This is a genomic window from Limnohabitans sp. TS-CS-82, from assembly GCF_002943475.1.
Genome location: NZ_PTQX01000003.1, coordinates 1 through 11862 on the forward strand (window position 1 = coordinate 1; position 11862 = coordinate 11862).

Here is an 11862-nt window from a genome sequence, read left to right on the forward strand (position 1 = left end):
CGCAAGATCACGAAAAACCGTGGAGCGTTCCCAAGTGACGAGGCGTTGTTGAAACTGTTTTATTTGGCGCTGAACAACATCGCCAAGAAGTGGACGATGCCGGTGCAAAACTGGAAGCCTGTGCTGAACCGATTTACGATCCAGTTTGAGGGAAGGATGCCGACGAATTAACACTCGCTCCGTTTACACAAAATTCGGGACACCCTCAGCTTATCAAATTTTTCTTTGCCTGTTCAAATTCAGCTTCTGTAAGTACGCCATCTTTGAACAGACTATGCAACTTAATTAGTTCATCTCCAATACTTTTGGCTTTATCGCTGGAAGTTACGCCAATATTTTTTGATGCATTCAGCAATACAAATATCTTAGAAAATAGAATTTGTAACTGCGCTGGCTCTCGTTCTGATATGTGGAAGTACATCTCACTATTGCCTGTCATTAGCCTCATGAATGTATTTGTGCTAGTTTTCGCGGTTGCTTTGTTTACTATTTCTGCAACCACAGCGCCTTTTATGAATCCTTCCACCCCAAAGCCACCACCAACAATACCAGCGTTAGTCGTAACAGTTCCTTCACCTGAAATCTCAAACAGAGTTATTTCTTTATGAGGAATTATTATGTTTTCTAACTCGCTCAAATTTCCAATATATAGTGAATTAGCACTGCAACCAAGCAATACCTTAGTGTTTTCTTTTAATTCATTACCAGAACCTCCTATATATATTCCCAAGAATGACTCATCTACATAAGTCTTACTATCTTTTACGAACTGTGACCGAGCAATTCTTTGCTGCTCCAATTTCTCGTTTTGCTCTTTAATCTTTGGGTCTGTGTACAGCATTTTTAGTGTAATGAACCACACAAGTACCGTTAATAAGATTGCAGTTAATAATGAACCAGCGAAATTCTCTGAGTTTTTTCCGTTTAGAAGCATTGCCGCTAGCAATAAAAATGCAATTATTGAAACAACTCCTGCAATTACCCTATCTAATCCAGATGATGGTTTACTTTTTATAATGTTTGACATTGCATTCCTTTATTGGTTATTTTTATAAAAAGTGCTGTTTTTATCTTTGGCGTATTTAATTGCTTCAGTTGAAGAATTAAATGTTTTTTCAGTCTCACCCAGAACTCTGACTACATACTGTTGTTTTAGCCTCAGCACCTCAACCAACAACAAATCATCTTGAAGTTTCGAATTGAATTGCATCAACGTCTCGTGCATACCAATAGGCTCATTCATATGAACTGCTTTTTTCTTTCAGTTGTTCGCGTTGCCTTCTTAGTGACTACATAAAATAGTCAAATTTCGCATATTCTAATCTGGAATACAGCATAGGGCCATGCCCCTATCTATCCACAGTCAAAGGCACGTTCAGCTTAGAAGTTGCCTAAAGCAGTTGCGTCTGAACTCAGGCCTCACCCAAGTGCAACTCGCCGAGAGAATGGGCTTAGAACAGTCCCAAATTTCCAAGCTTGAAAGAGCTGTGAAGTTCGTTGATGTATGGCTTTTTATCGACTACGCCAAGGCATGTGGAATAGACCCTACTGATGCCATGCTGCAACTATGCGCCACACAAAGCACTCGCTCTGATATTTTGTAATCTAACAATAATTAGGCTACGTGCCGTTCAACCTATCAGAGACATAGGCCAGCTAATCGTTGATTTTCAAGCTTGACTATTAAATCTGCCTCTGTGTAGTCCCAAGTTACTGGCCCTGCCCTTCGAATTGCAGCAAACCTTATTTGGTCATTTTCTGGATAGCATATTTCTACAACATAGCAACCGTACTTTTGCTTTCGCTTTCCTAAGGTAAACGTCTCAGCTTGCGAGCTTTCAGGACAGTAGGCTTGTCGGGCATCAATTTGTATGGTGTATCCGTACATTTTTAACACTGACTTCATCATTTTTTCATCCGCACAAATTCTATTAAGTTCATTTTGTGCTTTTTCATGATGTTGGTTATATTGCAATTCACTCTCTTCATAGCTTAGCTTTCCGTTAATCGGTTTAACAATTTTTTGACTTAGTGCTTTTATTTTTTCCTCAATGACTACTAAGCGCTCTTTATGTGCTGCCCCTTGCTTAAAGTAACTTTCATCATCCGTAAGAACATATGCCTTTAAGAGCCTTGGAATTTGATTCTTTATTGTGACTCGTTCTGCCTCTAACTCGTTTAACTCCTTACTCGCAGCTTGACTAATTGCTCTTCCCTCGGCTATTCCTATTAATAAGTCCCCGCTCGTTTGGTGCAATATGTACTCAAGAACCTCAAGGGGCCACGTTGCATTGTTATCACAAGATTTATTTTTAAGATAACTTCTACAATTTGCGTAAAGAATTTGCGGCTTATTTGCATACTCCTGCGAACCTATTGGAGCTGCTTTGGTTGCTTTGGGTTTTTGTCTTCGAATATTAAAAGCTTTTCCGCAGTGTCCGCATTTAACCAAACCAGACATAAAAAAACTTTCCGGTGGCTTGCCTACTAATCGCCGACTTTCAAATAACTGTTGAATTTCAACAAACTCCGAATGCTCAACTAGTGCGTCAAAGACTTTATACCCTTGCCATTCACCTAAAAGCGCTCTTGTCGTCATCCAACGACTTATGCTTTTTGCATCTTTTGGTGCTATGTCACCAAATTCATTTTGCAGTATTGCAACAATAGCTCTTGTCCCTTTTCCCTCCTTATAGAGTTCTATGGCTTTTCTAACCATGACGGACTCTTGCTCTTTTAGCTTACCATTTTGGTCTAACCACTGAGCTTTAGCTATTTTTATTGGTTCGCCCCTTTTCGCTTTTTCTCTTCGACTCTCATAGCTTTTCTTTAATCTTCTGGATAAAGAGTCCGAGTAGCTGTGCGCTTGCTGTATCTTTCCAGTCAAGAGCCAAGCACCATCTGTGTTCATCCGACCGATGTCGTATCGCTGATTGTCTTCAAGCGTGACTATATCGACACCTGCATTAAGAATGTCCCCAATTAATTTGGTCATCTCAACATGTTTAAGCCTTCCTAGACGGTCTACGGCTTCCACCAAAAGCACATCGCCCGCAGCTATTTGCCCATCTTTGATTGCATCTTGAATAGCTTTTAGTCCGGCCCCTTCTGCTAGATGCTTTGCTTTGTATCCCGACAAGCCTTCGTCAACACGGCTTAAATGACTGAGTTCGTAGTCTGGATGACTCCGTAACCACTCTTGAATCATTTGCTCTTGACGCTCAACAGTGCTTCCTCTGCCTTGTTGCATGGATGAGAATCGCACATACGAAATAGCTTTTGGCATAAATTTACGCTTAATGATATGGTAAGTGCCAATTTACCATTGTTGCAACTGATTGCGGCCATGAACCCCTGCCCTTGCGGCTATTTGGGGTCGACGCTCAAGGCGTGTCGCTGCACGCCTGACCAAGTGGCGCGCTACCAAGGCAAGCTCAGTGGCCCACTGTTGGACCGCATTGATCTGCAAGTGGAAGTGCCCACCCTCGCGCCCGAGGTGTTGATGCAAGCGGGCCCCGGCGAGCCCACGTCTGCCGTGCGGGCACGCTGCGCGGCGGCACATGCCAAAGCGGTGGCTCGACAAGGTGCGCCGAACCAAGCCTTGATAGGCCAAGCCCTCGACGATCATGCGCAACTCGACGCGGTTGCCGCGCAGTTTTTACAAAACGCCGCCCGCAAGTTGGGATGGTCAGGCCGCAGCACCCACCGCGCCTTGCGGGTGGCACGCACCATCGCCGATTTAGCCGATGCCAACCAGATTGAAGTGGCGCATGTGGCCGAGGCTGTGCAGTACCGACGCGTTTTGGTCAGCCGTTGACAACAAGCCGCAGCTTCTATTTATGTGCGTGAGGCTTGAACCGCAAGACGAGGCGGGTTTTAAAAATGAACACGCGTTGTGCATTCAGCACCGCGCCTGTGTTTGACACCTACCTAGGAGCTGCCATGTCTAAATTTCTGATCTTGACCACGCTGAGCGTCTCGCTGATGCTCGGCATCGCGCACGCCAACGAAGAGAAAGCGCCGCGCAAAAACAAAATGAGCCAGTGCAACCAACAAGCCGAAGGCAAAAAAGGCGACGAGCGCAAGGCCTTCATGAAAGAGTGCCTCAGCGCCAAAGCCACGCCCGAGGATGCCGACAAACGGGGCACTCAGCAATCCAAAATGAAAACCTGCAACGCCGAAGCCAAAGGCCTCAAAGGCGATGAACGCAAGGCCAAAATGAGCGAGTGCTTGAAGGCCTGATCAGGCCCCCATCTTCCCGCCCAAGATCACGCCTTCGCGTTGGTACTGCGCCAGCAAATCGGGGCCGTAGCTCAAGAGGTCTTCGGGGTTCGGGTGTTGCAACCAGACAGCCATGGCTTTGAACGCTTGGCTGCCGGTCATCCCCTCATTGAACAAGGCCAGCAGCTGTGCGCGAAACACGTTGCTAGGCACCACTTGAACCGCGCCGTCCACGTCACGCAGCACGGAGACGTAAGTGGTTTGCATCTCGTCGGGGCGATGCTCCAAGTCGATGATGTCCACGGGCCACTCGTAAGACACCTCCACATAAGTCGGGTTCATCACCACGACGTGTGTCATCAAATCAGCGGTGACATCCACGTCCACGCCCGCTTGCGGCAAGACCAAAGCAGAAGTTGCCACGGCGCCTTTGAGCCACTCGAAATGCGACACATCGTTGAGCCAAGCGGGTAAGTCACGCGTCACAGGGCTTTCGCGCAGGTAACGCGCAAACTCGCGCAGCACGATGCGGGGCCACGGGGTTTGCGCTGGCGCATCGCGCAAAAAGTAACGCACCGTGGCGCGCCACGCCCAGTCGCCCAACAGCGCACGGGTCAAAGGAAAAGCGGGGTTCAGCACGTCGCACAAGTTTTTGAACATGGCGCGTTCATACGCCGCAGCTTGTTCAGAGGAGACGCCCGACGGCAAAGGCGCCGTATGAGGATCGCGCAGGTGACGGGCTAAGGTGAACTGAAATTCACGGAAATCGTTCAACATACCAAGGCCTTTGTCGGTGTCTTCACCGCAGCGTCAGACCAACGCTTGAGTTGCGCCAAATCGTCCACACACACAGGCACAGCGGGGTGTACATGCGACAAAACCGTGGGCAACAATCGCCATGCCACTTGGTTCAAGGACGCGTCGGCGGATGTGCTGTCTGAACCGCCCAAGCACACGTAATTCACACGCTTCATGGGCAAGGCTGTTAAGAACGCCGATGCATCAAACCCAAAGCGATGGCTGTTTTCTGCCAAAGCTGTGATGTCCAAATGCACGTTGCAACCCGTTTTATTCACCAATTCGTGAATGAACTCCGCCTCATTCATGGCCGACATGGGCGGCACCGCATGGTGAGACACGTTGCGAATGCCCACGGGCAGACCCAAGGCGTCTTGTACTTGTGTGATGCGATCGGCCGTCCATTGCAACGCCGCCGGCGTGGCTGGGATGGGCAAACAGGTGAACAATGGGGTGTCGTCATCGCTCCAACTCAAGGCTTCGGAGAGCATGGTCATGTGGTGTTCATGCATGAACGCACTAAGTTGTTTGACCACACGCATGTCCAAACGTCCCGGGCCACCTAAAGAGAGGCTGCGACTTAAACACACACTGGGCCAACGCTCGGTGGCGTCGTGCAAACGCTGCCCCCAAATGCCACCCAAGCCGAGCCATTGCTCTGCGGCAATCTCGACAAATTGAAGTTGATCCGGCGCTGGCAAGGCCAAATCGGCCTGCCAAGTTGTGTCAACGGTGTTGATGGCGATCGGCGTAGGCTTTAATGCCAAGCCTGCGCCTGTGATTCTGTGATTGTTCATAGCTCGTTTTGTAGCAAGGGGTAGCCGATAAATGGGCCTGAGTGACTAAATTCGACGCAAAGGCCTCTTTCGTTACGAAAGAGAACGCAAATCACAATCTTTGTAATTCAAACCCCTAATACTAAACAATTATGAATGCGCGACTCCAAACCGTCGAAGCGGACCTGCACGCCGCTTGGATGGTTGCGCTGGCAGGCGATGCGCCAAGCTACCAAGCCGTCCTGACGCGCTTGAGCGGGCACCTACGCTTGTTTCTACGGCGTCGATTACGGGACAAACCCAATGATGTGGAAGATTTAGTACAAGAAATATTGTTATCAATACATCAAAAGCGTCATACTTACGATCCCAAACAACCTTTGACGGCATGGATTTACGCCATCGCCCGCTACAAGCTGATCGACCACCTGCGCGCCCAAGCACGACATGACGACAAAAACGACTCGATTGACGACTGGCACGACCAACTCTGGATGGCCAGCACCGACGACGCCGATGCGTCCAAAGCCCATTTGACGCACATGCTGAGCCGATTGCCAGACAAACAACGCCTCCCGATTGAGCACACCAAGCTCGAAGGTCATTCGGTGGCCGAAGCGGCGCTGCTCACCGGGCAGTCCGAATCGGCCGTCAAAGTCAACATTCACCGCGGCTTGAAAGCGTTGGCCAAACTCTACGGGGGGGTATTTTGAAAACCGACGATCTCATTGCCCAACTGGTGGCAGACAGCCAATCCGTCGCGCCTGTTCGCATTCATTTGATGTTTACCCACGCGCTGTTGCTGGCAAGTTTGGTCAGCGTCGCGTTGTTGGTGGGTTTCTGGGGCATTGATTTGCGCATCGTGTCGCTGTTGGACACGCCGGTGTTTTGGGTCAAGCTAGGACTGATGCTGTGGCTGTGCGCCAGCGCATGGTCCATGGTGTTGCATTTGGCGCGGCCGGGCGAATCGGCGGGACCTATGGCATGGAGTGCGGGCGCATCGCTGACCGGCTTGTTGGCCGTAACAATTTCACCCTTCGCGCCCGGCAGCCCCGAAGAACAAGACCTGCTGGCCCAAGCTTCGCCGTGGATGTTGGCTGGGGTAGATCACGGCTGGGCAGGCGTCGCCCAAGCGTGGCAAGCCGTATTGCGTGCCAGCGCCAGCATTTCAGCGCTGGCTGTGCCTTGGCTGGCTGCGCTGCTGTGGACCTTGCGCGACATGGCACCCACGCGCCCCGCTTGGGCAGGCGCCAGCGCAGGGTTCATGGCGGGGGCCTTGTCTGCGCTGCTGTACTCGCTGCATGCCAGCGTGACATCCGGGCCCTTTGAGACCTTGGGCTACATGCTGGGCATGGCCTTCATGCCCGCCATGGGCGCCTTGCTCGGACGCTGGCTCTTGCGCTGGTGACTGATTACAAATTAGGCGCCAGCAAGCGCTCTAAGTCTTTCACCGCCACGCCTTGGCGTTGCGCCAAGTCTTGCACTTGGTCGTCGCCAATGCGGCCCACGTTGAAGTATTTGGCATCGGGGTGGGCCAAGTAAAAACCGCTCACGCTGGCAGCGGGCGTCATGGCCAAGCTGCTGGTCAAGCCCATATCGATGTCTTCGCATTGCAAGACGCGGAACATGTCTTGTTTGGCGCTGTGGTCGGGGCACGCAGGGTAGCCGGGCGCGGGGCGAATGCCTTGGTATTTTTCTTTGATCAGGTCTTCATTGCTCAACGCCTCGTCTGCCGCGTAGCCCCACAGGTCGGTGCGCACGCGGTGGTGCATGCACTCGGCAAAGGCTTCGGCCAAGCGGTCGGCCAAGGCTTTGAACAAAATGGCTGAATAGTCGTCGTGCGCGGCTATGAAACGCTTTTCTTGCTTCTCTGCGCCTAGGCCTGCGGTCACGGCAAAGAGGCCCACGTAGTCGGCGGCTTGGGTTTGGTCGGCCACAAAGTCGGCCAAGCAACGGTTGGGGTTGCGCACCTCATCACGGGAGGGCTTTTCGGTTTGTTGGCGCAAGCCGTGCCATGTCATCACTGTTTGTTGGCGGGTTTCGTCGGCGTACAAAACAATGTCGTCACCCACGCGCTGTGCGGGGTACAAGCCCACGACGGCGTTGGCGGTGAGCCAGCGGTTGGCGATGATTTTTTTCAGCATCGCTTGACCATCGGCATACACCTTCTTGGCTTCCACCCCCACGACGGCGTCTTCCAAGATGGCAGGGAATGGGCCCGCTAAATCCCAGGTCTGGAAGAACGGTGCCCAGTCGATGTATTTCTCAAGCTCGGCGAGGTCAAAGTTTTTGAACACGCGGCGGCCAATGAACTTTGGCTTGGCGGGTTTGTAGTTGCCAAAGCTCACAGGTGTGGCGTTGGCGCGTGCTTGGGCCAGCGTGACCAACGGTGTTTGCTTCTTGTTGGCGTGCTGCTCGCGCACCTTGGCGTAGTCGGCGTTCAGCTCGGCAATGTATTTGGCGGCTTGGTCTGACAACAAACCTTGCGCCACGCTCACGCTGCGTGAGGCGTCGGGCACGTAGACCACGGGGCCGCTGTAGTTGGGGGCAATCTTCACGGCGGTATGCACACGACTGCAGGTCGCGCCACCAATCAGCAACGGCATTTGACGGTTGCGGAAATACGGGTCTTTCTCCATCTCACTGGCCACGTATTGCATTTCTTCCAGCGACGGTGTGATGAGGCCCGACAAGCCGATGATGTCTGCGCCCTCTTCTTTGGCCTTGGCCAAAATTTCGTGGCACGGCACCATCACGCCCATGTTCACCACTTCGTAGTTGTTGCACTGCAAGACCACGGTGACGATGTTTTTGCCAATGTCGTGCACGTCGCCCTTGACCGTCGCGATGACCATCTTGCCCTTGGCTTTGACGTCTTGGCCCGCTTCGGCTTGCAAGCGTTTTTCTTCTTCGATGTAGGGCACCAAGTGCGCCACCGCTTGCTTCATCACGCGGGCTGACTTGACCACCTGCGGCAAAAACATCTTGCCTTGGCCAAACAAATCACCCACCACGTTCATGCCGTCCATCAACGGACCTTCGATGACGTGCAGCGGGCGACCGCCCTTGGCCAAGATGTCGCGGTAGGCCTCTTCCGTGTCGTCGGTGATGAAGTCGGTGATGCCGTGCACCAACGCGTGGCTCAGGCGATGCGCCACGGTGACGGGCGCATCGGGCGTGCCACGCCAAGCCAGCTTTTGGCTGTCGTCTTTGGCTGCGCCCTTGGCGGTTTCGGCCACTTCAATCAGGCGCTCGCCTGGCGTCAGGTGCGCTTCGCCTTCTTTGTACTGGGGTGTGCGATTCAACACCACGTCTTCCACACGCTCGCGCAGCGTGGGTTCGAGGTCGTCGTACACGCCGACCATGCCCGCGTTGACGATGCCCATATCCATGCCTGCTTGGATGGCGTGGTACAGAAACACGGTGTGAATGGCTTCGCGCACGGGATCGTTGCCGCGGAAGCTAAATGACACGTTAGACACGCCGCCGCTCACTTTTGCGCCGGGCAGGTTTTGCTTGATCCAGCGCGTCGCGTTGATGAAGTCCACCGCGTAGTTGTCGTGCTCTTCAATGCCGGTGGCAATGGCGAAGATGTTGGGATCGAAGATGATGTCCTCAGCAGGGAAGTCCACTTCGTCGACCAACACGCGGTAAGCGCGTTCGCAAATTTCAATCTTGCGGGCGTATGTGTCGGCCTGGCCCTTTTCGTCAAACGCCATCACCACCGCCGCCGCGCCATAGCGCTTGACCAGCGTGGCTTGACGCTTGAATTCGTCCAAGCCCTCTTTCATGCTGATCGAGTTGACGATGCCTTTGCCTTGAATGCAACGCAAACCCGCCTCAATGACTGACCACTTGGATGAGTCCACCATCACCGGCACACGCGCAATGTCGGGCTCGCCCGCCATCAAATTAAGGAAGCGCACCATGGCGGCTTGGCTGTCCAACATGGCTTCGTCCATGTTGACGTCAATCACCTGTGCGCCGTTCTCCACCTGCTGACGCGCCACAGCCAAAGCTTGCTCGTACTCGCCGTTCAAAATCATGCGCGCAAAGGCCTTAGAGCCAGTGACGTTGGTGCGCTCGCCAACGTTGACGAACAAACTGCCCTCGCCAATAGAGACTGGCTCAAGGCCAGACAGCTTCATGGGGGGAACTGCAGTGGAATTCATGGGGTACTCACCTGGGTGCAAATTGTCAGGTGAGCGTCGTTGCTAAAGATTCGGCCCCAAGCCTGACTTCACGCGCGAGTCCTGAAAGGACGGGTGAAGCTGCAACGCTCCTTGGGGAAGGTTAGATTTTAACCGTCTCTAAACCCACCCCCAGCCAATGCTCGATATTCTAAAAACCCTTGGCAATTGATTGGTTGACAAAAATAAATACAATCTAATTTTTGTCAACCAAGGAGCACACGATGATTCACGATCGAATCCGCCGTGCGCGAGTACTTCGGGGTCTTAGTCTGGAGGCCCTCGCGCAGAGTCTCGGCGACATAAGCAAGCAAGCGTTAGGCAAGTTTGAGCAAGGCAAAGCCATGCCCAACTCTGCGCGCATCTTGCAGTTGGCCAAGTCGCTTCAAGTTAAGCCCGAGTATTTCTTCCGTTCTGACGCCATCGAGCTTGCCCCTTTAGAGTTTCGCAAGCTCGCCAAAATGCCTCAGTCGCGCCAAAGCCAAGTAACTGAACAAATGCGCGACCATCTTGAACGGTACGAAGCCCTAGAACGGTGCTTTGATGCAACTGATGCAGCTATTCAGGCGTTGCCGCCTCAATCATTAGAGGTGCACGACTTTGCGCAAGCCGAGGCTGCTGCACAGCAACTGCGTGAACAATTGCAAATTGGCGGCGACGCTATTGCGCACTTGACTGAGTTGCTAGAAGGGCACGGCATCAAAGTGGCGCTGCTCAATGGCCCCGATGACTTTGACGGCGCATGCGCTGCCACCCATGACAACCAGCATGTGCTGATTGCGCTTAATTGCGAGCGCCCAGGCGAGCGCATGCGCTTTACTGCCGCCCACGAGCTGGGCCACTGGGTGATGAAGCTGCCCGACAACATGCACGAAAAAGACAAAGAAAACTGCTGCCACCGATTTGCAGGTGCGTTTTTGTACCCCAAAGACCGTGTGTTGCAAGACTTTGGCAACCACCAACGCTCACGCGTTTTCATGGCCGAATTGCTCAACGCCAAACGCCGTTACGGTGTGTCTATGCAGGTAGCGCTGCGCCGCCTCAAAGACCTCAAGCTTCTAACTGATTCGGGCTACATGAGCGCCATGATTGAGTTCAGCCGCAAGGGTTGGCGCAAAGATGAACCCGAAATGTTGGCCTGCGAACACCCACGTCGGTTTGAATCTTTGGTCTATCGCGGCTTGGCTGAAGAACTCTTTACTCCCTCTCGCGCTGCCGAATTTTTGCAGTGCAGCCTTGACGAGCTAGACCCCAAACTTGATAGGTTGCCCGCACTCGCATGACACAGCAGGTCTACATCAGCGACACCAACATCTGGATTGACTTTCGCAATGCGGGGTTGCTGGATGCGCTGTTTAGCCTGCCCTTCAAACTGTGCTGCACCGACTTTGTATTGGATGAACTGAAAGACTTTGACACCCAGCACCTGCTTGCACGGGGCTTGGTCGTTGAAACCTTAGATGCGGCAGCCACCGCTGCACTGTTTGGCCTGATGCAAGCCCACAACAACAGCTCATTGGCTGATGTGTCTTGCTACCAACTGGCCCACCAAACCAAACACCCATTGCTCACAGGTGATGGGCGCTTGCGCAAGCAAGCCAAAACTGATGGCCTTCAAGTGCACGGTGCGCTTTGGCTTTTGGATCAATTGGTTGCTCACCAAACCATCAAAACTAAAGAAGCCGCCAAAGGCTTGCAAAGCATGATGGATGCGGGTTCTCGTTTACCTAACGCTGAATGCCGGCAGCGAATGAGTTTGTGGATGCTATAAACATGTTGTGGCTCTGCTCTCTACCGGCTCGACAGATAACAAGCAGGCCTATAACTCTTTGATTCTTATGCGTATTTAGCCCGTGCGCGAGTTGTTATCCAGCGAC

At 52.5% G+C, this 11862-nt stretch carries 12 protein-coding genes, 2 pseudogenes and 1 riboswitch; of the genes and pseudogenes, 8 read left to right on the forward strand and 6 right to left on the reverse strand.

Annotation, left to right across the window (positions count from 1 at the left end):
- Positions 1-171 (forward strand): annotated as a pseudogene (locus C5F52_RS08155) (IS256 family transposase); the annotation flags it as partial.
- 34 nt (positions 172-205) lie between these two features.
- On the opposite strand, the gene C5F52_RS08160 reads toward C5F52_RS08155, so the two are convergent.
- Together C5F52_RS08160 and C5F52_RS08165 are read right to left on the reverse strand one after the other, a co-directional pair.
- Positions 206-1027 carry an SHOCT domain-containing protein gene (locus tag C5F52_RS08160; protein WP_146100053.1) on the reverse strand — a complete coding sequence of 274 codons (822 nt, stop codon included), beginning with the start codon at positions 1025-1027 and terminating at the stop codon, positions 206-208.
- Positions 1028-1036: 9 nt separating this feature from the next.
- The gene (locus C5F52_RS08165; protein WP_104797866.1) at positions 1037-1243 is read right to left on the reverse strand and encodes a hypothetical protein; all 207 of its coding nucleotides are present in this window, start codon (positions 1241-1243) and stop codon (positions 1037-1039) included.
- Between the two features lie 100 nt (positions 1244-1343).
- On the opposite strand from C5F52_RS08165, the gene C5F52_RS08170 reads away from it, so the two are divergent.
- Positions 1344-1604, forward strand: coding sequence for a helix-turn-helix domain-containing protein (locus tag C5F52_RS08170; protein ID WP_104797867.1), 261 nt, complete (start codon positions 1344-1346; stop codon positions 1602-1604).
- 35 nt (positions 1605-1639) lie between these two features.
- On the opposite strand, the gene C5F52_RS08175 is transcribed toward C5F52_RS08170, so the two are convergent.
- Positions 1640-3286 carry a recombinase family protein gene (locus C5F52_RS08175; RefSeq protein ID WP_104797868.1) on the reverse strand — a complete coding sequence of 549 codons (1647 nt, stop codon included), beginning with the start codon at positions 3284-3286 and terminating at the stop codon, positions 1640-1642.
- Positions 3287-3331: 45 nt separating this feature from the next.
- On the opposite strand from C5F52_RS08175, the pseudogene C5F52_RS08180 reads away from it, so the two are divergent.
- Both C5F52_RS08180 and C5F52_RS08185 read left to right on the forward strand, forming a co-directional pair.
- Positions 3332-3817: pseudogene (locus C5F52_RS08180) on the forward strand (ATP-binding protein); the annotation flags it as partial.
- A gap of 125 nt (positions 3818-3942) precedes the next feature.
- Positions 3943-4242 carry a PsiF family protein gene (locus C5F52_RS08185; protein WP_104798160.1) on the forward strand — a complete coding sequence of 100 codons (300 nt, stop codon included), beginning with the start codon at positions 3943-3945 and terminating at the stop codon, positions 4240-4242.
- On the opposite strand, the gene C5F52_RS08190 is transcribed toward C5F52_RS08185, so the two are convergent.
- Positions 4243-4998, reverse strand: a complete 756-nt coding sequence (locus C5F52_RS08190; RefSeq protein ID WP_104797870.1) for a DUF2063 domain-containing protein — start codon at positions 4996-4998, stop codon at positions 4243-4245.
- Positions 4992-5816 carry a DUF692 family multinuclear iron-containing protein gene (locus tag C5F52_RS08195; RefSeq protein ID WP_104797871.1) on the reverse strand — a complete coding sequence of 275 codons (825 nt, stop codon included), beginning with the start codon at positions 5814-5816 and terminating at the stop codon, positions 4992-4994. The genes C5F52_RS08190 and C5F52_RS08195 overlap by 7 nt, the downstream gene beginning before the upstream one ends.
- Positions 5817-5947: 131 nt before the next feature.
- Here C5F52_RS08195 and C5F52_RS08200 point away from each other — a divergent pair, with 131 nt between their 5' ends.
- Entirely contained in the window at positions 5948-6508 is a 561-nt protein-coding gene (locus C5F52_RS08200) for a sigma-70 family RNA polymerase sigma factor (protein ID WP_104797872.1), read from the forward strand.
- Positions 6505-7203: an NrsF family protein gene (locus tag C5F52_RS08205; protein WP_104797873.1), complete on the forward strand. Its 699-nt coding sequence runs from the start codon at positions 6505-6507 to the stop codon at positions 7201-7203. The genes C5F52_RS08200 and C5F52_RS08205 overlap by 4 nt, the downstream gene beginning before the upstream one ends.
- A 4-nt stretch (positions 7204-7207) precedes the next feature.
- On the opposite strand, the gene metH is transcribed toward C5F52_RS08205, so the two are convergent.
- The gene (gene metH / locus C5F52_RS08210) at positions 7208-9943 is read right to left on the reverse strand and encodes a methionine synthase (protein WP_369952007.1); all 2736 of its coding nucleotides are present in this window, start codon (positions 9941-9943) and stop codon (positions 7208-7210) included.
- 48 nt (positions 9944-9991) lie between these two features.
- Positions 9992-10086: riboswitch (S-adenosyl-L-homocysteine riboswitch) on the reverse strand.
- A gap of 123 nt (positions 10087-10209) precedes the next feature.
- Between metH and C5F52_RS08215 the strand changes: the two genes are divergently transcribed.
- Both C5F52_RS08215 and C5F52_RS08220 read left to right on the forward strand, forming a co-directional pair.
- Positions 10210-11268 carry a helix-turn-helix domain-containing protein gene (locus C5F52_RS08215; RefSeq protein ID WP_104797874.1) on the forward strand — a complete coding sequence of 353 codons (1059 nt, stop codon included), beginning with the start codon at positions 10210-10212 and terminating at the stop codon, positions 11266-11268.
- On the forward strand, positions 11265-11756 hold the full coding sequence (locus C5F52_RS08220; protein ID WP_104797875.1) for a nucleotide-binding protein: 492 nt from the start codon (positions 11265-11267) through the stop codon (positions 11754-11756). The genes C5F52_RS08215 and C5F52_RS08220 overlap by 4 nt, the downstream gene beginning before the upstream one ends.
- Positions 11757-11862: the final 106 nt, after the last annotated feature.